Origin of the sequence: Proteiniclasticum ruminis DSM 24773 (assembly GCF_000701905.1) — a bacterium.
Lineage (GTDB): Bacteria > Bacillota > Clostridia > Clostridiales > Clostridiaceae > Proteiniclasticum > Proteiniclasticum ruminis.
This window is the reverse complement of record NZ_JNKC01000001.1, coordinates 710965-734918: the sequence shown is the minus strand read 5'-3', so window position 1 is coordinate 734918 and position 23954 is coordinate 710965. Positions and strand designations below refer to the sequence as shown.

23 protein-coding genes and 1 pseudogene are annotated in these 23954 nt (G+C 45.0%); 16 read left to right on the top strand and 8 right to left on the bottom strand.

Translation table 11 applies throughout. From position 1 onward, the window contains the following. Window positions 1-49: 49 nt before the first annotated feature. A complete protein-coding gene (locus T487_RS0103565) occupies window positions 50-949 on the bottom strand; it encodes an EamA family transporter (protein ID WP_031574127.1) in 900 nt (299 codons plus the stop codon). A 481-nt stretch (window positions 950-1430) separates the two neighbouring features. On the opposite strand from T487_RS0103565, the gene T487_RS0103555 reads away from it, so the two are divergent. From T487_RS0103555 to T487_RS0103520, 8 genes are all read left to right on the top strand, one after another. Beyond that, complete coding sequence (locus T487_RS0103555) at window positions 1431-2582, top strand: PEP/pyruvate-binding domain-containing protein (protein ID WP_031574123.1); 1152 nt, start codon at window positions 1431-1433, stop codon at window positions 2580-2582. Next, window positions 2548-4050 carry a DUF6938 domain-containing protein gene (locus tag T487_RS0103550; protein ID WP_051651467.1) on the top strand — a complete coding sequence of 501 codons (1503 nt, stop codon included), beginning with the start codon at window positions 2548-2550 and terminating at the stop codon, window positions 4048-4050. Before T487_RS0103555 ends, T487_RS0103550 begins: the two co-directional genes overlap by 35 nt. Window positions 4051-4313: 263 nt before the next feature. Further along, a complete protein-coding gene (locus T487_RS0103545) occupies window positions 4314-5375 on the top strand; it encodes an ABC transporter substrate-binding protein (protein WP_031574119.1) in 1062 nt (353 codons plus the stop codon). Window positions 5376-5483: 108 nt separating this feature from the next. After that, on the top strand, window positions 5484-6599 hold the full coding sequence (locus T487_RS0103540) for an ABC transporter ATP-binding protein (RefSeq protein WP_031574117.1): 1116 nt from the start codon (window positions 5484-5486) through the stop codon (window positions 6597-6599). Then, entirely contained in the window at window positions 6592-8244 is a 1653-nt protein-coding gene (locus tag T487_RS0103535) for an ABC transporter permease (RefSeq protein ID WP_031574109.1), read from the top strand. The genes T487_RS0103540 and T487_RS0103535 overlap by 8 nt, the downstream gene beginning before the upstream one ends. A 90-nt stretch (window positions 8245-8334) precedes the next feature. Further along, window positions 8335-10056, top strand: coding sequence for a sensor histidine kinase (locus T487_RS0103530; protein WP_031574108.1), 1722 nt, complete (start codon window positions 8335-8337; stop codon window positions 10054-10056). Beyond that, window positions 10053-10814: a response regulator transcription factor gene (locus T487_RS0103525; protein WP_031574107.1), complete on the top strand. Its 762-nt coding sequence runs from the start codon at window positions 10053-10055 to the stop codon at window positions 10812-10814. Before T487_RS0103530 ends, T487_RS0103525 begins: the two co-directional genes overlap by 4 nt. A gap of 12 nt (window positions 10815-10826) precedes the next feature. Further along, a complete protein-coding gene (locus T487_RS0103520; protein WP_031574106.1) occupies window positions 10827-11645 on the top strand; it encodes an HAD family hydrolase in 819 nt (272 codons plus the stop codon). Between the two features lie 128 nt (window positions 11646-11773). Here the strand turns inward: T487_RS0103520 and T487_RS15285 are convergent. The 5 genes and pseudogenes from T487_RS15285 to T487_RS0103490 form a co-directional block, all read right to left on the bottom strand. Next, window positions 11774-12364 (bottom strand): annotated as a pseudogene (locus tag T487_RS15285) (DUF1349 domain-containing protein). A gap of 282 nt (window positions 12365-12646) precedes the next feature. Next, window positions 12647-13090 (bottom strand): MarR family winged helix-turn-helix transcriptional regulator, encoded by a 444-nt coding sequence (locus tag T487_RS0103505; RefSeq protein WP_031574105.1) that lies wholly within the window; start codon window positions 13088-13090, stop codon window positions 12647-12649. A 182-nt stretch (window positions 13091-13272) separates the two neighbouring features. Beyond that, the gene (locus T487_RS0103500) at window positions 13273-14190 is read right to left on the bottom strand and encodes a VOC family protein (protein ID WP_031574102.1); all 918 of its coding nucleotides are present in this window, start codon (window positions 14188-14190) and stop codon (window positions 13273-13275) included. Beyond that, the gene (locus T487_RS0103495; protein WP_242848006.1) at window positions 14191-14745 is read right to left on the bottom strand and encodes an NADPH-dependent FMN reductase; all 555 of its coding nucleotides are present in this window, start codon (window positions 14743-14745) and stop codon (window positions 14191-14193) included. Between the two features lie 321 nt (window positions 14746-15066). Continuing rightward, on the bottom strand, window positions 15067-15465 hold the full coding sequence (locus T487_RS0103490; protein ID WP_031574097.1) for a hypothetical protein: 399 nt from the start codon (window positions 15463-15465) through the stop codon (window positions 15067-15069). A gap of 509 nt (window positions 15466-15974) precedes the next feature. Between T487_RS0103490 and T487_RS0103485 the strand changes: the two genes are divergently transcribed. Continuing rightward, window positions 15975-17342 carry a sodium-dependent transporter gene (locus tag T487_RS0103485; protein ID WP_031574095.1) on the top strand — a complete coding sequence of 456 codons (1368 nt, stop codon included), beginning with the start codon at window positions 15975-15977 and terminating at the stop codon, window positions 17340-17342. Window positions 17343-17414: 72 nt separating this feature from the next. Here T487_RS0103485 and T487_RS0103480 read toward each other — a convergent pair whose 3' ends face one another. Further along, a complete protein-coding gene (locus T487_RS0103480) occupies window positions 17415-17927 on the bottom strand; it encodes a GNAT family N-acetyltransferase (protein ID WP_031574092.1) in 513 nt (170 codons plus the stop codon). A 33-nt stretch (window positions 17928-17960) separates the two neighbouring features. Continuing rightward, a complete protein-coding gene (locus tag T487_RS0103475; RefSeq protein ID WP_031574090.1) occupies window positions 17961-18416 on the bottom strand; it encodes an outer membrane protein assembly factor BamD in 456 nt (151 codons plus the stop codon). Between the two features lie 222 nt (window positions 18417-18638). Between T487_RS0103475 and T487_RS0103470 the strand changes: the two genes are divergently transcribed. From T487_RS0103470 to T487_RS0103440, 7 genes are all read left to right on the top strand, one after another. Next, on the top strand, window positions 18639-19739 hold the full coding sequence (locus T487_RS0103470; protein WP_031574088.1) for a helix-turn-helix domain-containing protein: 1101 nt from the start codon (window positions 18639-18641) through the stop codon (window positions 19737-19739). Between the two features lie 26 nt (window positions 19740-19765). After that, on the top strand, window positions 19766-19969 hold the full coding sequence (locus T487_RS0103465; protein WP_031574086.1) for a PLDc N-terminal domain-containing protein: 204 nt from the start codon (window positions 19766-19768) through the stop codon (window positions 19967-19969). Next, the gene (locus T487_RS0103460) at window positions 19970-20887 is read left to right on the top strand and encodes an ABC transporter ATP-binding protein (RefSeq protein WP_031574084.1); all 918 of its coding nucleotides are present in this window, start codon (window positions 19970-19972) and stop codon (window positions 20885-20887) included. Further along, complete coding sequence (locus T487_RS0103455; protein WP_031574082.1) at window positions 20884-21648, top strand: ABC transporter permease; 765 nt, start codon at window positions 20884-20886, stop codon at window positions 21646-21648. The genes T487_RS0103460 and T487_RS0103455 overlap by 4 nt, the downstream gene beginning before the upstream one ends. 263 nt (window positions 21649-21911) lie before the next feature. Continuing rightward, entirely contained in the window at window positions 21912-22673 is a 762-nt protein-coding gene (locus T487_RS0103450) for an SDR family NAD(P)-dependent oxidoreductase (protein WP_031574080.1), read from the top strand. A 16-nt stretch (window positions 22674-22689) separates the two neighbouring features. Further along, window positions 22690-23478, top strand: a complete 789-nt coding sequence (locus T487_RS15735) for an HNH endonuclease (RefSeq protein WP_051651465.1) — start codon at window positions 22690-22692, stop codon at window positions 23476-23478. 37 nt (window positions 23479-23515) lie between these two features. Further along, window positions 23516-23917, top strand: a complete 402-nt coding sequence (locus T487_RS0103440) for a (deoxy)nucleoside triphosphate pyrophosphohydrolase (protein ID WP_031574075.1) — start codon at window positions 23516-23518, stop codon at window positions 23915-23917. The last annotated feature ends 37 nt before the right edge of the window (window positions 23918-23954 follow it).

The following is a 23954-nucleotide window of genomic DNA, read 5'->3' as shown; positions in this document are numbered from 1 at the left end:
TGTGACAAAGCCGTATTTTATGGTTGCTGCAGCTTTTCTGTTTTTGGTTCTAGAGCACTTCAGAGAGTGCCAAAAGCAGGATTCCTGACAACACTGTGATGATGCTGGCGTACTGTGGTTTATTTAATTTTTCTTTCAGAAAGATTCTCGAAAGAAGCACAGAAAACACACTGTAAGAGGCGATGAGAGGGGCTGTGATGATGGCATTTCTTGCCATGGCATACACGTAGAAGAACTGTCCCAGGGTCTCAAATCCGGCAGCCAGTCCCCGGTCCTTCTGTTTCAGAAGGGAGAAGGGTTCTTTCTTTATTCTCAGATACAGAAGGAGCAGCAGAGCGCAGAGGAAAAAGGTGAACTCGTAGGCGAGAAGAGCCTGATCCTCCCCGATGAGCTGAAGCTCATCCAGATAGATGGCATCAAAAAATGTGCCCAGTCCATCAATGATACTGTAGACGATGGGAAACAGGATGGCGAAAAGTCCAGTGCGGTACTTCTTTTTTTCCTGTGGGGAGAGAGGGAGAAGGTCTGCTTCTTTCTTTTCCACCAAGGCCAAGGCGAGAACCCCCAGGGTGATGGTTAGAATGGCTAAGATTTCCATCCAGCTTAAGGTGTGGTCAAAGAAAAAGAATATGAGAAGTGCTGTGACTACGCCGGAAGAGTTCTGGATGGGAGAAGAGATGGAAAGCTCAATATAGCGCAGTCCCAGATATCCTATGGTCATGGACAGGATGTACATGAAAGATACAGGGAAATAAGTGACAAGGTAGAGGGGAGAGAACTCCACTTTTTTTGTCACCATGTAGAGGAAGCCGTGGAGCCCCATGACAAGACCCACCATGATTGCTGTCTTCAGATGGCTGGTTTTGTCAGAGGGGACAGCTCCTTTTTTATAGAATAAATCAGAGAATGCCCAGGATAACGTGGTGATTATGGCAAACAGTAACCACATAATAAGTTGTCGCTCCTTTGTTGTAAATTTTGTGTGATGATAAAATTAATTAAGTTTACTAAAGAATTACTGGATTCATTTCTGATGAAGGGAATCTATATCATCATACCCTAAGGAAAGGTTTTTTGTATAGCGCTTTTTTGAGAAAAGTGCTGAAGTTTCTGTATAGAGATTCTGAAGGGTTCTTCCTGAATGTAATGTATTTTAAGGTTCTGGTAAGGTTTTTCGGCAGAGAGAAATGCTAAGGACAAAGCGAAGATAGGTCTATGATTAGTGTTATCGTTATTTTGGCAATCCATGGACATAATGGAAAGGGTATGAATATTTTGTCAAAAATTCAAGAGTGTATGGCTTATGTTTCTAGTGAAGATTATAATAATATTATACTTCTTTGTCTTAGTTTTAACATAAGTTTGAAAGGTTGATGTTCCATCCTCAAAAGATGGTGTAGAGAAGATTTTAGCGAAAATGAGGGGTTTCTATGAAAGAAAGGTATCTTTATCCCCTGAGTGATTCTTCCATTGATATAAGAGGTGGAAACAAAGCGAAAAATCTGAGGTATCTGATGAAGCACAAGTATCCGGTGCCAAAAGGGTTTGTGCTTGTTTATGATGCGCTGGAGCAGTATGGAAAAGACGGTAAAGAAGTTCTTGCGATGATACGGAAAGAGCTCATGGAAAATCTCCATCCGGGGATTTCTTATGCGGTCAGATCTTCGGCATCTCTAGAGGATCAGGGGGATTATTCCTGTGCAGGAGCATTTGAGAGTTATCTTCATGTACGGGGAACGGATGAAGTTCTGCAGAAAATCCTTGAGGTATGGGATTCTCATCAGTCAGAGAAGCTCAAAGCTTATTTGGCCCAGAGCGGACTGTCAAATAAAAGCATCCGTATGGCTGTGATTATTCAGGAGATGGCCCATGCGCAAGTCTCTGGTGTTGCTTTTTCTAAAAATCCCATGACTGGGTTTTCAGAAATCATACTGGAAGCGGCTGTGGGCGATGGAGAATCTCATATTATGGAGAAAAATGCCCCAGAGAGATGGGTGGAAAAGTGGGGAGTCTGGAAGGAAAAGCCATCGGATCCACTATTGCCCGAAGAGGTGTCAAGAAAGCTCTGCAATGAGGTGGACAGTATTGCCAAGGACTATGGACGTCCAGTGGATGTGGAATGGGTTTATGACGGGAAAAACATCTGTTTTCTTCAGGTGAGGCCCATCACAAAACTGGATATACCCGTGTATTCCAATAAAATCACCAAAGAGATGCTTCCTGGCGTCATCAAGCCCTTGGTGTGGTCCGTGAACACTTCTTTCTTCAATAAGATCTGGCGGGAGATTCTGGTGAGTCTTACGGGGGATGAAACCATTGATCCGGATGATCTCACCGGCTATTTCTACGGCAGAGCCTATTTCAACATGGCTCTTTTCGGTCAAGTGTTTGAAAGTATGGGGATTCCCTATGAAGGTCTTGAACTGCTTCTTGGGGTGGAGGAGGATGGACCAAGAAAGCCCCATCTGAAACCTGGGATGAGGGCTTCAGGCTGGTGGAAAGGACGTGAAGGAGGAGAAAATCACCTTTTTGGATCTGCCACGTCCTGTGAGAAGAAAAATAAAAACCCGGGTGCTGTATAAAAGAACCAGTAGCCTGGCGGTGACAAGAGAATCGGTGAGCTCCCTCTACACCTTCGGATATGGACAGTTCCGACGTATCTTCAGAAAGATTGGCGGTCTCATGAAAGAGAGGGGACTGATAGAGGATGTGGAGGAGCTTCTAGAGTCCGGTCATCGGGTGTATATCTCACAAGGCGTTGCTGTGTTAGGCGTTTTCACGCTCATTGGGGCCATCTCAGCATTGGGAAGAATCATCGATGCAGTGACGGATCCTATCATTGCGTCCTTATCAGACCGCATTGCCATGGCCATAGCCAGCTGTGCCCATGCTCTGGGATACAAGCCCTATTGGTTTGATCTCAGCAGTTTCCATGGCACCACGGGCAGTGAAATGATCAAAAAACAGAATGCGCTGTACTCTTTTGGGTCAAAGCTTTCCCAAAGAAGCAGACTTTTTAACCGATTGTACTGGGAGCCTCTCAACAGTGAAGGATTCCGGAAGCTTTCTTATAATGCGGTGGATCAGAAAAATGCGGAGCTTCTGGTGCCCCTTTACGCCAATTTTCCGAAGGACATCCCCTTTGCAGGAACCCATGTGTGGCCTGCCCAAGGTGCAGTCCATGGGGGACTGAAGAATGTGGCCAATGTGATTCCGGACAACTGGCCCATGGGGCTTCATCTGTCTGAAGGAGCCCTTCATACGGTGCAGACGCCCTTTGCCTTCGCGGGCTACAAGATGCTGAAAGGAATGACAAAAAAGAAAACCTTGGGTATGCCTTCCGGCAGCCTTCTGTATACAGGTCATTATGTGGACCATGAACTGGTGTCAAATCTATACGAAGACACGGAAAAAAGAAGGAAAAGGATCGAAGAGGGAAAGCCTTTAAGGCTTCTCATTCCGGTGGGTGGGGCAGGCGCTGGAAAAGAGATGATTAAAGAGCTTCTCAGGTACCTGGCACCAAGGATCGAAAAGAAAGACGTGCAGGTTCTCTTAAACTTTGGAGACCATCTGAACATGTACGAGGCCCTTTGCAAAGAGCTGCCTGAACTTATGAAGGGAGCGGCGGTGCACTTTGACACCTATGAGGAAGTGGAGAAGATGGCACTTCATATGGACCAGCATCTGGAAGGGGTCCATGTCTTTTATCATCAGGATATCTTTGAGGCGGTCTATGCCACCAATCTTCTCATGAGAGAGTCAGATCTTCTTCTCACAAAGCCCAGTGAGCTTTCTTTTTACCCCATCCCGAAGCTCTTTCTGAAACGTGTGGGAGGTCACGAAGCCTATGGTGCCATTTATGCTGCCCAGCAGGGAGACGGTACAGCAGAATGTGAAACAAAGGAAGAAATGATCGGCATGATGGAGGCGCTGCTTTCTCAAAAGGAGCTTCTTCTTGCCATGAACCGCCGTATCCTTCAACTTCATAAGCAGCAGGTGTATCATGGTGGATATGAAGTGGTGAAGCTTCTGACGGAGAGAGAGTCATAAAGTTAAAAAGATGGAGTCCTGAGCTTCTAGAAGAATCAAAGAATACTAAAAAAGTTCAGCTCTATCCAATGACAGAAAAATATGCAAGAATATCACCATGAACCTTTGATTATAGAGGGATTCATGGTGATATTTATCGTTCTTTTTTTTGAAAACGATTTTCCGTCTGTTCATTTTTTAGGATATTTTAGTAGAATTATCGGTTTTAAGAACGTTTACATCGGTCTACAATGAAACTATCAAAACAAACGGGGGTAACATACATGAAAAAAGTCGCAGCTTTACTACTGTCTGCCGTGATGATTCTTTCACTGGCAGCATGCGGAACAAAAGAAGAGGCTCCAAAGGAACCAGGTAATGAGAATCCTGTGGAAACGCCTAATGAAGAAGATAAAGAAACCAAGAACCTTGTAATTTACTGTCCGCATCCACTGGAGTTCATCAACCCTCTGGTCAGCGAGTTTGAAACCCAGAGCGGCATCAAAGTGGAAGTCATCGCAGCAGGGACAGGAGAACTGTTAAAGAGAGTAGAATCTGAAGCAGCAAATCCACTGGGGGATATTTTCTGGGGGGGATCCTTATCCACAGTAAAGCCACTGATGAATCTTTTTGAAGACTACACCAGTGCCAATGAAGATGCAGTGCAGGATGACTTTAAAAACACAGAAGGACCACTGACAAGATTCACAGACATCCCAAGCGTTCTTATGATCAACACCAACCTCATCGGAGATGTGGAAGTGAAGGGCTATGAAGATCTTCTGAAGCCTGAACTGAAGGGCAAAATCGCCATGGCAGATCCTTCCAAGTCCTCTTCTTCCTATGAGCACCTGATCAATATGCTCTATGCCATGGGCGAAGGAGATTCTGAAAAGGGATGGGACTATGTGGATAAGTTCATCCAGAACCTGGATGGAAAGCTTCTTTCCGGTTCTTCAGCAGTTTATAAGGGTGTAGCTGACGGAGAATATGTGGTAGGTTTGACCTTCGAAGAAGGTGGCGCAAAGTACGTGGCGGATGGCGCACCTGTGGAACTGGTTTACATGGAAGAAGGCGTAATCTCCAAGCCAGACGGTATCTATATCATCAACGGAGCCAAGAATATGGCAAACGCCAAGGCGTTCATCGATTTCATCACTTCCAAGGAAGCACAGACCATCATCGTGGAAAAGCTTAACAGAAGATCCGTTCGTAAGGACGTACCTGCACCAAGCTACATGATGCCAAAGGAAGACATGAACATCATCTATGACGAAGAAGACTATGTGGTCGCCAATAAGAATACATGGCTTGAAAAGTTCAACGACATTTTCACAGACTACTAGAATCCATAGAAAAAAGAGTCAAGCGGAGAAAAAGGAGCCCACAACTTCGTTGTGGGTTTTCTTACGCAAAAAATACCGAAAATCGGAGTAAAACAAAGGAGAAAAAATATGAGCAATTCCATTGGAGTCAAAAATGCGGTGAAACGCTTTGGGGATGTCACAGTCATTCCAGATCTGTCCATTGAAATCAAAAATGGAGAATTCTTTACGCTCCTCGGTCCATCGGGCTGCGGAAAAACAACCCTTCTAAGAATGATTGCAGGCTTCAACAGCATCGAGGGAGGAGAGTTCAAGTTTGATGATAAAGTCATCAATGAGATCCCTGCCCACAAAAGAAACATCGGTATGGTGTTCCAGAACTATGCGATTTTCCCGCACCTTACGGTCCGGCAGAATGTGGAGTATGGCCTGAAGATCCGTAAAATGGACAAGAAAGCCATGGAAAAAAGAGTGGATGATATTCTGGATGTGGTGAAAATCAAGGAGTATCAGGACAGACTTCCAGAACATCTTTCCGGAGGGCAGCAGCAAAGAGTGGCTCTAGCCAGAGCTATTGTCATTCACCCCAACGTCCTTCTCATGGATGAGCCTCTTTCCAATCTGGATGCCAAGCTCCGAATTGAAATGAGAAGCGCCATCCGGGATGTGCAGAAGCAGGTTGGCATCACCACCGTCTATGTCACCCATGACCAGGAGGAAGCTCTGGCCATTTCTGACAGAATCGCTGTCATGAAGGGCGGGATCATCCAGCAGGTGGATGCGCCGGAAAAAATCTATACAAGGCCTTATAACGTGTTTGTGTCCACCTTCATCGGTCACTCCAATCTGTTCCACGGCATCGTGGTCAAAGAGGAGAATGGCATAGGGGTGCAGTTCATGGATGGCACAAAGACGTACCTCAATACGTTAACGGATGTGACACCAGGGACAAAGGTCACCGTGGGGATCCGTCCAGAGGAGTTTGGGCTATCTGAAACAGGGATTCTTGCCAGAGTGAAGAATAAGACCTTCCTTGGCAGATACATTGTGTATGAACTGGACCTTCCAGAAGATATGATCCTTCCTGGACAGAGCTCCATTGAGTTTTCCCAAGATCTTGGGCAGGCGGAGAAGCTTTATGAAGTGGGCGAAACATTCTTCTTGAGACCCAACCCTTCCAAGATCAATGTCTTTACTGAAGACGGGGAGAAGAGCCTGATAAAGGATGTGAGATGGGATGGCTAAAAAACGTTCCTTTACCTTCTGGTCCGGTGTGACCCTGGTCATTGTCCTTATTTTTACACTCTTTATTGTATATCCGCTCCTGTCCTTGTTTGTCAGTGCTTTTAGAGATCCTGAAACTCAAGCCTTCACCCTGGAGAACTTCATGAAGTTCTTCTCGAAAAAGTACTATATGAGAGCCCTTGGAAACAGCTTCAAGGTCACGACCCTGACCACGCTTCTGGCAGTGTTTATTGGTGCGCCTCTGGCGTATCTCACCACGGCCTTCAAGATCAAAGGGAAGGGACTTCTGGATATTCTCATCATCATTTCCATGCTGTCTCCACCGTTCATCGGGGCCTATTCCTGGGTGCTTCTTGCGGGAAGAAGCGGCGTGATCACTACATTTGTCAGAAATACCTTTGGGATTGAACTGGGATCCATATATGGCTTTGGCGGCATTCTGCTTGTGCTGACTCTAAAGCTTTATCCCTACATCTACATGTACACTAAGGGCACCCTGAAGAAAGTGGATGCCTCCCTCATCGAAGCCAGTGAAAGCCTGGGCTGCTCCGGCATCAAGAAGATCTTCACGGTCATTATGCCGCTGATTACCCCCACGATCCTTGCCGGAGGCCTCATTGTGTTTATGAATGCTTTGGCGGATTTCGGTACGCCGATGCTCATCGGAGAAGGCTTTGTGGTTATGCCGGTTCTCATCTACAATGAGTTCATCAGTGAGATGGGCGGTTCTGCAAGCTTTGCAGCGGCCATCGCGGTGATCCTTGTCATGGTGACCTCTGTGATGTTTGTGCTGCAGAAGTATGTGGTGAACAAAAAATCCTTCACCATGAGCTCCTTAAGACCCATCCAGGCAAAAGAGCTGAAGGGGTGGAAAAATATTGCTGCCCATGTGCTGATCTATTTCATTGTTTTTGTTTCCATCATCCCTCAGGCCACGGTCATCTACACTTCTTTCAAAGCCACCTCAGGAGCCATCTTTGTCAAAGGCTTCTCTCTGGAAAGCTACAGAAAGATCTTCACAAGTCTGGGCGGACCCATTGTGAACACCTATAAATTCGGCATCATTGCCATCGTCATCATAGTGCTCCTTTCCATGTTCATCTCCTACCTTACCACCCGAAGAAAGAGCACATTGACAAACATCATCGATACCCTGACCATGTTCCCTTATATCATTCCGGGATCTGTTCTTGGTATCACGCTTCTTATCAGCTTCAATGACAAGCCACTGATCTTAAGCGGTACAAGTCTTATCATCATCGTGGCCTTTGTGGTGAGAAGAATGCCTTATACGCTCCGCTCCAGTGCGGCGATCCTGTACCAGATCAGCCCCAGCATGGAAGAGGCGGCGGTGAGTCTTGGAGACTCTCCGGTGAAGTCTTTCTTCAAAGTCACGGCCATTATGATGCTTCCAGGGGTGCTCTCCGGTGCCATTTTGAGCTGGATCACCATCATCAACGAGCTCAGCGCTTCTGTCATCTTGTATACCGGAGACACCAGAACCATGTCGGTGTCCATTTATACAGAAGTCATCCGGGCAAGCTATGGAACAGCTGCGGCGCTCGCCAGTATCCTGACACTCACCACGGTGGTTTCTCTTCTCCTCTTCTTCAAAGTATCTGGAAAGAAGGAAATCAGTCTCTAGAATTCTAGTGGCGGGAAGTTGTAAACTCGAGTAGAATAGAGCTTGGTATTGCATGTTTTAATTGGTCATATGGAACCATGGAGGGAATAAATGAAAAAGAGAACTCACAGTTATTTTAAGGATGACATCCGGCGAATGCTTCTTCTCTATGCGTTTTTGCCCGCCATGGTTCTTACTTTTCTTCTTCTTTTTATGTTCTTCTTCTACTGGAACATGGAGCTGAGAAATACAGTAGAGGCGGAAAACAATCTCATGGCAGAGAAGTTTCAGGAAGCTTCTCTGAACTACAGCGATTTCATGGAAGAGCTTTCCCAGGATGAGGAAGTGTTTTCTGGAGAGCTTTCTTCCAGCCAGCGTGCCGAGATCTATGACCGCTTTTACAGCGTCAGTAACGACATGAAGATCAACGGGGATCTTTATCTTTTCCTGAATGAAAAGGAGCCCATTTTACTTGGCAGGAAAAATCTTCCTTACTATCTGGGAGGGCAGAGCTATGGGAACTGGGGCATCTTCAACATGATGAAGGCAAGAAAGGAAACCCTCTCTGTTCGGGTGATGGAAGAGTCCGAGGGCAATATGCAGCTGGTTTTCGGTCGGCAGGTTCTAAAAGAGGGAATCCCTGTAGGCTATATCGTCATCGTCATGGATGGCAGGCAGTTCCGGGTGCTATTGTCGGAGCAGTCCTCCCAGACCGTGGTGACAGATGCCATGGGGAGAGCGTATATCACAAACAACTATACCTTTCTAGACAATCTCAACCGTATGACTCTGGAGCTGACGCCGGAAGAAAGGATTCTGGAAACCCAGAAGGATGGGTATTACTTGAGAGGAACAGAGATTCTTAATGGCGAACTGAGAATCTATTCCATGAGAAACATCAACAGCCAGATGAGCTTTTTCTTCACCCTGGGCGGAGTGCTTCTTCTGGTCTTCGGACTGATTATTCTTCTGGTTCTTTACAGCACCAAAAAAATGGCCGCATCCAAAACGGAAGATCTCTATAAGATCATCGATGCCTTTAAGGGAGCCCAGGAAGGGGACTTTACCGTGAAGACGGAAATCCGCAGCCATGATGAGTTTCAGACCATCGGCGATTCCTTCAATGAGATGCTGGAGAAGCTCAAAGTCCAGATCGAGCGGAACAAGGAAATGACGGAAAGGCTTTCTGCCACGCAGCTTCGGCAGCTGAGATCCCAGTTCAATCCGCATTTTCTCTATAACACCCTGGACAACATCCGCTTCATGGTGCATTTTAAGCCGGAGGACGCCAGCAACATGATTCTCAGCCTGTCGAACCTTCTTCGCTACAGTCTGGACAATCAAAGGGAAGAAGTGCCTCTTTCACTCGATATGGAGTATACAGAGAACTATCTGAAGATCATGAAGTTCCGGTATGGGGATAGGCTCTCCTATGCGGTGAATATGGAAGAGCTCGCCAAAGAAGTGCCCATTCCGAAGCTTCTCATCCAACCCATGATCGAAAATGCCATCAAGTACGGCTATGTGGGTAAAGACCACCTTCATGTGAGTATTTCTGCCTATGTGCGGGAGAAAGAAATGGTTTTGGTCTGTGAAGACAATGGGGCGGGCATGAAAAAAGAAACGGAGGAAGAGATTCTTCAGCTTTTATCTAAGGATGCGGAATCCAGCTCTCATCTGGGTCTTTTCAATATCCACAGGAGACTGAAGCTGAGATATGGGGATGAAGCTGGAATTGAGATCATTTCCAGCGAAGGTGCTGGGACAAGGGTGGAGGTTTCTGTGCCCCTCCTGAAGGAAATAGAGTCTATGAAAGGAGCTGAAGCAGGATGATTCGAGTGCTCATAGTGGAAGATGAAGAGTTCATCAGAAAAGGTCTGGTCCATACCATGGACTGGCTGAAAATGGACTGCCTTGTGGTGGGAGAAGCGGAAAATGGAGAAGAGGGCTTAGAGAAAATTCTGGATCTCAAACCGGATGTGGTTCTTACAGATATCCGAATGCCGAAACTGGACGGCATCACCATGATCGAAAAAGCCAAGAAGGAAGTGAAGTTCCATTCCATTCTTCTCACAAGCTACGCGGAGTTTGAGTATGCAAAGCGCGCCATTACCCTGGATGTTTCCTCTTATCTTCTGAAACCTGTTTCTGAGAAGGAACTGGAGGAGGCCATGGAGAGAATCCGGACGGATCTTAAGATCTACAAAGATCCCAGAGAAGAAGAAAAGAATCCGCTTCTACGGGAAATGGAAGACATCATGGCCCAGGGAAGTGCCACCAATTACTACGTGGTGGAAACCATAAAAGCCATCACCAAAGAGTTTGGGAGCAGAATCAGTATTGAGACTGTTTCTTCTGAGCTGGGGGTGAGCCCCAGTTATCTCAGCAGAAAATTCAAGGAAGTCACAGGAAAGACATTCCTTGAAGTGCTTCATGAGTATCGGATCATTCAGAGTGCGAAGCTTCTCGCCACGGGCAAGTATCGGGTGGGGGAAGTGGCGGACCTCAGCGGGTTTTCGGATTACAAGCACTTCTACAGTGTCTTTAAAAAATATACGGGGATTGCACCCACAGAGTACACGAAAGGGTAAGGGATAAGAACCATGAAAGAACTGAAGAATATTATGCTGCTCAGCGATATGGACGGAACGCTTCTGGGAGACGATATGAGGGTGTCTTCGAAGAACAAAGAGGCCATTGACAGATTCATTGAGGCAGGAGGCACCTTCGGCATTGCGACAGGGAGAAGCCAGGTGAATGTGAAGCCTTTTATTGAAGGGGTCTCCATCAATGGCCCTTCCATTCTCTATAATGGAGCCATGCTGTATGACTTTCATCAGGAGAAAGTCGTTGATGTGGTGACTTTAGAGAAAGAGGGGCTGAAGGATGTGATGAAATGGATCCTTCATACCTATCCGGAAGTCATGATCTTTATCTACACAAAAGAGGAGAGCCATCTATTGTCAGTAAAAGATCTGGCGGATGAGAGCATTCTAAAAGACCATGAGCCCTATGTGGTATCAGACCTTACCCGGATAGAGCAGGAGCCTTGGGTGAAAATACTTCTGGCTGGCATCGGAGAGAATCTGGAAGAGATCCGAAGACATTTGGAAGAAAAAGACCCAGAACATTACAGGTGGGTTTCTTCTGCAGATATTTTCCTGGAAATTCTGCCAGCTCATGTGTCAAAATCCACCATGTTCCCAAGACTGAAGGAGACCTTCGGGGAGGAAATCCGCATTGTGGTCCTGGGAGACTACTATAACGATGTGGAGATGCTGAAAGAGGCGGACTACAGCGTGGCCATGGGGAATGCTCCAGAAGATCTCAAAGCTCTGGCAAAGGACGTGACAGGTTTCAACTATGAAGATGGAGTGGCGCAGTTTATTGAGAGGCTTCTGAAGGGAACGGTGGAAATTTGAGGGTGAATTTTCTTTTTCCATCCACGTATCTTTTGGACACATAATAAGTAAAGAGCCGCTGCAGCACCTTGGATGAAAGGTGAATTGCAGCGGCTTTTGTCTTCAGAAAATCATTCATAGGAGAGGTGTTAGAGGGAATCATCAGGCTTTTGCCCCTCATGGGGAAGCCACTTGCACTCCGTCATCTCCATATGGGTGAAGTTAGCTTTTTAGCCATAGAGTCCAAAGGAGATTTCTTCTTTTCCTTTAAAGAGGTGACAGATCCTAATCTGATGGAAGATCATTCCGTCTTCAGAGCATTCGATGCGAAAATCATCCAGTCTTCGGCTGAGCCTGTACCACATGGATTTTATTGTTGCAGGGATTTCTGTGGTCGCCCAGTCTGAGTAGCCATGATTGGTCACGACACTGCCTAGATGCTAAAAGTTCTCATCTTCATACTCGATGGAGGCTTTGATCCAGTTGTCGCTGTCCAGATAAATACAAACGCCGCACTGATCAAAGCGGTGCTTGCTGTCAAATTCTGTCTTCACCACAAAAGAGAAGTAGGGACCTGATGTTTTCATCTGGAGCACTGGAGCGTTGTCATTCCGGAAGTGATAATAGGTTCTTTGCCACAGATCCGTCCGGGGAACAGTGGTGATTTCAATTTTATCCGGGGTAATCTTATAGTGTTCAGGCTCTCTTGTCCATTCCAGTTTTTTAGTATCAAACATCATGAATTATACCTCCAATGTTATTTCTGTTAAGTAGTATGTTTCCTTGGCAGAGAGGCTTCTCCTTCGTGGGCAAGGATATAGGATGGATCCTTGGGAAGATAGTTGGATGGGGTTCCATGCGTTTTCCTCATTATAAGGGGTTTCTTAGGATGCTTCAATATTAGCCCGGAAAGTGGAGTCTTCTCATAAGAAGAGCCGCTGCAAAAAATCTGTAGAGATTTCTTGGCAGCGGCTTAATGCTTTTATTTGGCAGCGGACAAAAGATTTGATGACTTATTTGGTCTACTCTTCCTCTTGGCTTATGGACCTCTTGGAGAGAATCTCCAGGAGATCATCTAAAGAGTGTAAGATCATGTCCACATCATACTTCGGATCATCGATGCCCTTAAAGGTGGTCATGAGGGTACTTTCTTTACAAAGCTCATGGCAGGTGCTTTCTTTGCCCACCAGGGAGACTTTTCTCTGGTCACTTTCACAGACGTGGTTTTCTATATAGCCCACTTCAATGAGTTTCCGGATGGCTTTGGAGGCGGTGCTTTTCTTCATGCCCAGCCGTTCGCAGACGCTCTGAAGATCTGTATGGGGATTGTTTTTCACGTCCAGCACAATCATCAGTTCCGATGGATTGAGATCTTCTTCCTTTGCGATTTCAGCAAGGCTCAAACTCATGAGATGGTTGATCTTCAATAGTTTCGTATACAGGGCATCCATGGTTTCAAAATTCATTTTTTCAGCCTCCTTTCACCTCAAGCTATGGGCGGGTCTACTGGGGTCAGCTCGTTCTATAGGGAAACAAGCTCTGAAGACCGCGGGCCTCAAAGCTTGTTTCATCTGTCAAGTAATTATACCGTCCATCTGTTCACTTTTCAACTAAACTGTGATAGATTCCTTCAAGGTCCGAGCTTTCTTTACGCTGCTTTCGTGTCAACTTCCAGTTTGATTTTGATATGGGAAGGATCGTAGAGGTATTCTCCATCTTCCTCTTGGAAGGTTTCCACCTTTGTCTCCTCAAGTCTTTTCTTCAGCGCCAGATAGTCTTCTTTTCCGGATAAGACCAGAGTATAGAAATCCAGGCCAGCCGCATCTTCAGGAGCCGGGATATCCGTCTGTTTCCAGGAGTTGAAGGCAACCACATGGTACTGCTCTTCCTCAAGACCCACATCACCCATGGCGAAGCTTCTCATCATGAGTCCTTCCGCAAATCCCATGATATCTCTGTAAAAGGTCAGCATATCGTTTAGATTGGAGCCGTATAAGTGGATGTGTCCCATTTCCATGTCTTCCAGCGGGCTGTCCACTTTCTCATTCTCGGATAGATGCTGAAAGAGCTCATCCAGATCCAGAGGATCCCGTCCATCAGTCAGGGTGCCGTTGGTGTAAAGAAACTTCAGGTCACCTGCTTTTTCCACATACTGTCCGCGCTCTTTCGTTCGAACATAGAGCTCAATGTCATTTCCTTCCAGATCCTTCAGATAGGTGGTCTTGGACATGCCATGGTCTGTAGGGGAATTGGGGTATTTCACCGCAAAGAGCATAGCGATGGCTTTGACCAGTTCTTTTTCACTGGGATAGAGCAGGGCGAAATGATACATGCCAGTGGTATTGGAGTATCTTTTCAGATCCTCTACTCTCCTTAAATAGAGAAGAGGCTTTTTGGTATCTCCGAGGACAGCGTGATCCTCACTCTCCTCATGAAGAGTCATCTTCAGCACTTCCTTGTAGAAGGCGGTCTGTTCTTTCAGATGCTTCACTTTCAGATGTACCAGACCCAGACGGGTTTTGGGAGACAGCTTTGCCTCACCGGTGGTATAGGGAACTGTTTTCAACTAACTCACCTTCCTGATGGTTTCAAAAGCTCTAGACCATAGAATCACTTCATCCAGCATGGCGTCTGCGTTCACTGCATGGTGTGCGCCTGGCTTAAATATAGAGAAGTTCTCGAAGTCTGTGATCAGGGAGAAGGACACCATGGTTCGGACAGACGCTAAAGAACGTTCTGCGTTGATGCCTCTTAAGGACTGGATGGCAAAGGCGCCGCCAAGTCCGCCGTATCCGACATAGCCTACTGCCTTGTTCCTGATTTCTCCATCAAGATAATCCAGGGCATTCTTGAATGCTCCGCCGACAGAGCGGTTGTACTCTGGGGTGACAAATACATATCCGTCAAAGGAAGCGATCTTACCGAGCCATGCACCTACGGCTGCCATCTGCTCTTCGGAAGCAGCAGCACCCAGGAAGGGCAGATTGTAGTCCTTAAGATCTACCAGTTCATATTCCACACCTTCATCCTGTCTTGCCACTGCAAAATCATGGATCCACTTTCCTACAGCTTCACCGTTTCTGCTTTCTCTTACGCTACCTATAATAATTCCTATTTTCATGATGTTCCTCCAAATAAATTATATTTTAGTTTTTGTTTGCTAAATTAGTCTACTTTTCAACTAACTTAAGACTATCATACCTCACATTAGTCTACTTTTCAACTAGTTTTATCAAATTTATTTTATTTTTCTTTTTAATGCTGGATAAATAGAAATGAAAAACCGATGAAGGCCATTGATTTACAATGACTTTCATCGGTGAATATAAATATGGATGTTACTAACTTATGAGGCAGCAGAATCAAGATTCTGATTTCAGCAGTTTTCTGCAGGAGAGTCTATTCGGGCTGAAAAGGTTCAGCTTCTATCGTGACGGAAATGTTATTTAAAATCAGATAATTCTATAGAAAAGTCATCATCCAGGTATACAGCGACCCACTGATCTGCTTCTGTGAGATCCATCCTGTTTGTAAGAGATGAGGCGCTTCCATCAGGATTTTCACCGTAGACGACTTCAATCTCTTGAGGGGAGGGACTGTCAGAGATGAGAACGTTAAACCAAATCAATTCACCTTTATTGAAAGTGCCGTTTTCCTTGCTGAGTTCATAACTGGAAAAGATCAGCCATTCCATATATACATTGTCGCCGATGTATCCTATGTCATCAATGTCCCCAAGGGCAATATACGTTCCGGTCCGATCTCTTCCTGTAAAATGATTCATAACGGTGCATCCGGAAAGAAAAAGCAGCATCAATATCATTGCGGTGGGTTTCTTCATTTCATCTCCACCTCAAAGCTGATTTATAGATTTATACTAGTATAACATTCGTTTCGATATGATAAAAGAATATTAAGAGGAACAGAATATATAAAGTGTACGTAGGGATCGTTGTGCTCATGTGTTTTTAGTTTTTAAACTTCAGTATTAGAGTGATTTCTGTGGATGGTTTGAGGAGTCCTATATAGGATTTAGAATGACGATTCAAGAAGCGAAACTTACAAGAATCAATCAAAGGAGAAACAAGATACTTTGAATATCAAATTTTGTTCTGCCATCTGTTGCAAGAGTAATAGCTGAATGCCTTATGGAAGATTCGAAATTGCCAGAATAATAATATTAATGAGAAATAATAACAAATAAATTGTAAGTACCCGAAAAGAATGATAAAATAAACAATATTCTATAGCGAAGTTGTGCTGGTGTGGATTCCGTGTATCTTAGTGATGCATGGAATTTTCTGATATCTGAGCTGCTAACTGGAAATGATAAACGGGGATGTGTTTAGTATGGAAAATAAAAAAGAAAAGCGAGGACAGTTCTCGTCGAAGCTGGGATTTGTCCTGGCGGCCTCTGGTTCTGCTGTGGGTCTTGGCAACTTATGGAGGTTTCCATTCACGGCTGGTGCCAATGGTGGAGGAGCCTTTGTTCTGGTGTATTTTGTGATTCTTTTTATCATCGGATTTACGTTAATGCTGGGAGAACTGTCCATGGGACGTGCCACCATGCTGTCACCCATTGGTGCATATAGAAAGCTGAAATCAAAGTATGCCTGGATTGGTGTGTTAGGTGTAGCTGCTGGCTTTCTTATCCTCTCTTTTTACAGCGTCATTGGCGGATGGGTCATCCGGTACCTGGTGAAAGCTGTATCCGGTGATTTCAATGTGACAGATGGCGCAGTGCTTGGAGAGCTCTTCACGGATTTCATTCAGAATCCTTTGGAGCCTCTTGTATATCATGGCATTTTCATGGCACTGACAGTGTTTATTGTCATCGGTGGTGTTGCCAAAGGAATAGAACGCTACAGTAAAATTATGATGCCATCATTATTTGTGATGCTGATCCTTCTCATGGTCCGCTCTCTGACCCTTCCAGGAGCCATGGAAGGTGTGAAATTTCTTCTGATTCCTGATTTTTCAAAAATCAATGCCGAAGTGATTCTGGCAGCCATGGGTCAGGTGTTCTTCTCCTTAAGCCTTGGGATGGGGACCATGATCACCTATGGCAGTTACCTTGATAAAGAACAGAACTTGATTTCCAGTGCCATGGAAATTCCTCTCATCGATACCATCGTCGCTTTGGTGGCTGGACTTGTGATTCTGCCTGCTGTTTTTTCCTTTGGATTCAATCCGGAAGGAGGACCTGGGCTTTTATTCATCACACTGCCTGCGGTGTTCTCCCAGATGCCCCTTGGTGGTTTCTTTGCGGTGCTGTTTTTCATTCTGGTGCTCTTCGCTGCCCTGACCTCGTCCATTTCCATCCTGGAAGTAGTGGTGTCCTATGCGGTGGATGAAAGAGGCTGGTCGAGAAAATTCTCCACTGTGACCTTGGCTGCTGTAATCTTTGTCATGGGGATTCCTTCCTCACTGGGACAGGGAATCTGGTCCCATGTAAGATTCTTTGGCCGGGACATTCTGGACAACGTGGACTTTCTAGCCAGCAACGTCTTCCTGCCCCTGGGCGGACTTCTCATGTGCCTCTTCATTGGATGGGTCTGGGGAGTGGATAAAGCAATAGATGAAGTGACAAACCATGGGAAACTTTCCTTTCCTCTGAAAGGGTTCTGGTCTGTGATGATCAAGTATGTGGCCCCCATTGGGATTCTATTTGTTTTTGCGCAAGCCACAGGGCTGCTGGATCTGATTATGGGCGCATAAAAACAGATCAATACATGATTTTACTCATAGCAAAAAGGCATCCATTAAAATGGGTGCCTTTTTGCACGAGAACTATAGCTCTCGATCTATGTCGTATTCCAGATAAACAGAGTCTTCTGCTGGATTTTCATGACCCACATCGGAAAAGAGGATGTTACCGCCCATCTTCTGGTAAAATGCCAAAGCACTATGGTTATGGGCATTACAGGAAGAGTAGAGCTTTGTCAGCTGATGGTCTTCACCGTATGTTCTGATGAAACGGAAGATTCTCTTTCCGATGCCTCTGCCCTGATGGCTGGACAGCAGGTAAAAGGAGTGAAGCACGAGATCCTTGGGCCTTTCTTCTTTTTTTCGGGGTCTTCCAAAGGAGAAGTACCCAATGGGGGTATCATCAAACTCTGCGATATACACAAAGGTGTCCGGTGCAGTGATTTGGCTGTGGAACTTTTTTTCATGCAGGGTTCTATCAAAGGAATCAAGCATTTCCTTGGGATAAATACCCTCATAGGTTTCCTTCCACACCTTTTCCCGAAGACCGGCAAGAAGTGGCGCATCTGTTTTTGTGGCACATCTGAAGTTCTCCATAATTTTTCCTTTCTAACTAATTTCAGTACGATTCTACAATCCTGCAAACTGGGGTCCTAAATAAGTGGTGAGGAGCTTTATGATGTTCTCCTCTTCTCCAATGTACTGCACCATCATGGTGTTTTTCTTGAAGAAATGGGGTTCAGAGATCCAGGAAATTTCAATTACTTTGGTCTTGGACTTGTTTTGGTAAGAGGAGCCATCCTTTCCTATTCCAGATGCCACTTCTTCCAAAGCGGTGGGATTCTCATAGAAATAGACATCCAGTATGTCGGTTCCCGTTTTGATACGCATGCGGATGCCTGGAAAGATATCGTAATCTGCCTCTTCCACACTGCTTTCATAGTTCTGGTCTTCCAGATAAGTGATCATGTCTGCCAGGTCTTTCTCGTTGTCCGTTGTAAGCACCGTTTTTTTGGGGGAACAGCCGCTTACTAGGAGAAGAACTGTCATCAGGAGAATGCCGAAAAGGCTATGTTTCTTTGACATGGTTTGCACCGGCCTTTCACTTTCATACTTTGTTATTCTATCTTCATCTTATCAGATTCTATCTTGATTTCGTGACATTTCTAAGACATTTGGTGTCAGTTAGATTTAGAAAAAGTATCCCATTGGTTGATTTTATTTACCGAAGTATCCTTTGCATCCATTGTTTTTTTCTCTGGAAAAAAGGATAATCATGATAAAGAGATATTTGAGGGAGGAATGGCCATGAAGGAAATCCAGATCAGTAAAATCATCCTGCAGAAAAGAAAAGAGAAAGGACTCACCCAGGATGCCCTGGCTGAATATATGGGGGTCACCAAAGCCTCCGTATCCAAATGGGAAACAGGGCAGAGCTTTCCGGACATCACCTTTCTGCCACGCCTGGCCTCCTTCTTTAACATCACCATTGACGAACTCATCGGATATCTGCCTCAGATGGAAAAAGCTGAAATCCGAAGAGTCTATAAAGATCTCAGTGACCGGTTTGGGAAGGAACCGTTCCGGACGGTATACAAGGATGTTCTGACCATTACAGAGAAGTATTACAGCTGTTTTCCCTGTCTTCTGCAGATGTCTATTCTTCTTCTCAACCATCATATGCTGGAGGAGAAGGAGGAGCAGAGTGAAGTGCTGGGAAAGACCCTTCAGCTGCTGCGGCGGGTCAGGGAGGAAAGTGGAGATCTTTGGCTCATGAAACAGGCAACTTCATTAGAGGCCACGGTACAGATGATTCTGAGAGATTCTCTGGAAGTGCTGGAGCTTCTGGAGCCGAATTTCCTGCCCATTTCCGGAGATGAGGTGGTGCTTGCCAGTGCCTATGCCATGCGGGGAGAGGCGAAGAAGGCTGCATCAGTGCTTCAGGTGAGTCTTTATCAGCATATGATGAACTACCTTTCTGTGGGTGCATCGTATCTCATGCACGTGTCTGGAGATCTGGAGGTTTTCAAAAAAGCACTGAATAGGATTTTTCCTGTAGCGGATACCATGGGAATCATGACCCTTCATCCTAATGTCATGGGACAGATTGCTTTCTCCGGTGCCCATGGCTACATGGTCCATGGACAGAAGGAGGAAGCGCTGAAGATGCTTCGCCTTTATACAGAGGCCTGTAAAAATTTCAAGTTTCCTTTTCAGCTGCAGGGAGATGAGTTCTTTACAGAAGTGCTTCCTTGGCTGGAGGAACTGGATCTTGGCAACAGTGCCCCCAGAGGAGATAAACTGATCAAGGAAGGGATGCTGAGCGCAGTGAAAGAGTACCCTCTCTTTCAGCCTCTTCAGGAGGAGCCTGCTTTCCGGTCCATACTTCTGGAGCTGGAAAATCTGTAAAAATAAGAATAATTGGAGGAAGAAACATGAATCTAGAAGGATTACGAGAATATCTGCCGGTGCTGATCCCACTGATCATCATGCAGTTTGCCCTGACAGCCGCATCTTTGTGGCATGTGCTGACCCACAAAAACTACAAATTTGGAAACAGACCCTTATGGGTGGTTCTGAGCTTTGTGCAGTTCATCGGACCAGTGGTGTATTTTATCTTTGGAAGAGGCGAAGAATAGATGGAAGTGTTAAAGATTGAAGGTCTGACAAAAGCTTTTGGTTCTTCAGAAGTGATTAAAGGCATTGATCTTTCTGTGACGGAAGGGAAGATCTTTGGGTTCATCGGCCAGAATGGTGCAGGAAAAACCACCACCATGAAGATGATTCTGGGGCTTCTGGAGAAGGACCAGGGAGAGATCTATGTTTGTGGGGAACCGGTAAAATACGGAGAGACCAGAACCAACCGGTATATTGGGTATCTGCCGGATGTGCCGGAATTTTACAGCTATATGACCCCCATGGAATATCTCAGCCTTTGCGGTGAGATCACAGGGATGGAAAAGGAAAAGATCAAAAAAAGAAGCGAGGAGCTTCTGTCCCTGGTAGGGCTGCCAATAAGCAAAAAAAGAATCGGCACCTTTTCCCGGGGCATGAAACAGAGACTTGGCATTGCCCAGGCGCTTTTAAATGAGCCGAAGCTTCTCATCTGTGATGAGCCCACGTCGGCGCTGGATCCCATGGGCCGTATGGAGATTCTTAGGATTCTCCAGTCTGTGAAGGGAAAGACCACAGTCATTTTCAGCACCCACATCCTTTCGGATATGGAAAGGATCTGTGATGAGGTGGCTGTTCTCCATGGAGGACATCTGGTGCTTCAGGGACCACTGGAAGAGATCAAGAAGAAGCACAGAAAAGAAGGCCTGGATGTGCTGTTTCAAGAGGAAAAAGATCTTCATGCCTTCATGGCTTCTGAAAAGCTGTCATCTTATGAGATGGAACGGGATGGAGATGGAAGAAGTGTTCTTGTAACAGGAAAAAACATGGAAAATATACAGAAGGATGTCTATGAGGTGCTTCTTACTCTTCAGATTGTTCCGCAGAAGGTGGAGCTGCTGGAGCCCACCATGGAGCATCTTTTCCTGGAGGTGGTCAAGTGAGAAGTTTCATTGCTTTTACCAAAAAAGAGATCATGGAGAGTGTTCGCACCTATAAGTTTATGATTCTGTTTCTGATCTTTGTGGTCTTCGGATTCCTCAATCCTGTCATGGCCAAGGTGCTGCCGGAGATTCTTGAAAGTGTTCTGCCGGAAGGCATGACCATTACCCTGGAAGAGCCCAAAGCCATAGATTCCTGGATGCAGTTTTTTAAAAATGGAGCCCAGACGGGAATGATCGTCCTGACAGTGATTTTCAGCGGGATCATGGCGGGGGAGATTTCAAAAGGAACCCTCATCCATATGGTGACCAAGGGTCTTTCAAGAAAGGTGGTGGTGCTTTCTAAGTTTACTTCAGCGGTGTTTCAATGGACTTTGTCTTACGCCGCATCTGCCCTCATCACCCTGGGGTATACGTTGTACTTTTTTGAGAAAATGGAGCTGACGAACCTGTTCTTAGCCATTTTGGGTATGTGGATCTTTGGGGTGCTTCTCCTCAGCATGGTCATCTTTGGAGGCCTGCTGTTTAAGAATGTATATGGGGTGCTACTACTTGCGGGAGGAGCAGCACTGATTTTTACACTTCTTGGGCTGTTCCCAGATCTTAAGCCCTATAATCCCATGACGCTGGTTTCTGAGAACGTGAACCTCATGACGGAGATGTTCTCTTCGGGGGATTTTCTTCTGTCAGCGGTTGTGGCGGTTCTTCTCACGGGGCTTCTTCTTCTCATTTCCATGTCCAATGCATTGAAGATCACAGAATAGATTTTGATAAAGACTGCAGTAATGCGGTCTTTTATTTTGCGATAAACACAGATAGAGGTGCCTGCTCAGGAAATTTTTCAGAGCTGACTTCAGAAAAATGAAAAGTTACTGTCCTGACATTGGGATATATTTTGTGGTACTTTCCAGTTAGATGCATCTAATAGTATACAAATAAGAATAGATTCTATACATAATTCTGTAAATTATTTAAATATACAGTTAATTTTGATATACTAGGCTTAGTGTAAACCATTAAATATGAGGTGAGAGAATTGGATGGAAAAGTATGTGTCATCACCGGAGGAGCCAATGGCATTGGAAAAGCCTTGGTAAGAGCCTTTGACAAAGAGGGCGCTTCGGTGGCATTTATTGATAAGGATGGAGATGCAGGGAAGGATCTTCTTTCATCACTTCAAGATCAGAAGAAGCACTTCTTTTTCGAGGGAGACCTTGCTTCTGAATCTGTGTTGGTGGAGTTTGCGGAAGAGATCAAGAAAAGGTACGGGAAAGTGGATGTTCTCATAAATAATGCCGGTTTCAGCCATAAGGGGCTTCTCAGCGGCTGCACCTATGAAGAGTTCAATGAGATTCTTCGGGTGGGGGTATCTGCGCCGTATTATCTTACGCTGCTTTTGAAAGAGCATTTGAATCCTGTGGCTTCCATTGTGAACATCACATCCACCAGAGCCTTCATGAGTCAGAAGGATACGGAAAGCTATAGCGCTGCGAAAGGCGGGATTACTGCCTTAACCCATGCCATGGCCATGAGTCTACAGGGACTTGCAAGAGTGAACAGCATTGCTCCTGGATGGATTGATACTGGGGATGATGAGAATTTCAGTGAGGCGGATAGGAAGCAGCATCCTTCTGAAAGAGTGGGTGTGCCAGAAGATATTGTTAGAACAGTTCTGTTTCTTTGTGATGAAAGATCTTCATTTATCAATGCAGAAAATATCACTGTGGATGGTGGTATGAGTAAGAGGATGGTCTATCATGGGGATGAGGGATGGAAGTACAATAAATAGATTTCCTTAACTCAAAATGATTTTAGATAACTTTGAGAGGATGAAAGATTTGAATAGGAATCGTGAAGAAGAACAAGTTCGAAGTGAATCGAAAGTATCAATTTTAAAAGATTATTATTCAAGATATTTGATTGATATTAGGGGGCTTAAAAGGTCCACGGTCAATCACTATTTCGATGCCCTGAATAACATATCAAGAAAGCTCAAAAGCATGGGGTTAGTACAAGAAGATATTTATGAAATTGGCGATATTGAAAGGCTTTCTGAAGTTCGAGAGATTCTATTTGGGGATGAAGAGTTCATGGCTCAAGATAAAAGAGGGAATCAAATGTACAGTTCGGGCTTAAATAATTATTATCGGTTTGCCTGTGGTGATTCCTTTTCCAAACTAAAAGATAAGGTTAAACTACTCGATATGCCTATTGAAATGAATCTCAGAGAAAGATCTGAAGTATACAGGTGGCAAAGATCTGAGATTATAAAAACTCAGTCCTTAGAATTGGCCGGTTATAAGTGCGAACTCGATTCTTCACATCATAGCTTTATAGCGGAGAGAACGAGAAAACCTTATATGGAAGGTCATCATGCGATTCCATTGAGACATCAGACAAAATTCTCAGTGAGTCTTGATGTATATGCTAATATTGTTTGTCTTTGCCCTACGTGTCATCGGAGACTCCATTATGGAATAGTCGAGGATCGATTTGAAATGATGTCGAGATTGTATGAAGATAGATCTTCAAGACTGGCTCAAAGTGGCATATACTTAAGTAAAGAGGAATTCGCAAAAACCAGTGTGCTGTAGAATTCTCAAATAATAATGATGAAAGAATGGGAAATGAATGAAAACAATAGAAGTTGTTGCTGCAATATTTAAGAGAGGAGATTTGTTTCTGTGTATGCAAAGGAATGAATCTCCTCTAAAGTATATTTCGAGGAAATTTGAGTTTCCAGGCGGTAAGATTGAGCCAGGAGAACAGAGAGAAGTGGCTTTACAGCGTGAACTTCATGAAGAAATGGACTTAACTATTTCAGTTTCACAGGAACAATATTTAATGACCGTAGACCATACTTATCCTGATTTCAGGATTATCATGCATGGATATTTGATTGAAGTTGATGATTTAAAGTTTACGTTAAATGACCATAGAGCATTCCGATGGATAGAGAGAAAGAATCTATTGCTTCTTGATTGGGCACCGGCAGATGTTCCTATAGTGGAGAAATTAATGAGGGAGATTTAAATGATAGCAAATAGTGAATTGAGTAAGGGCTTAGTCC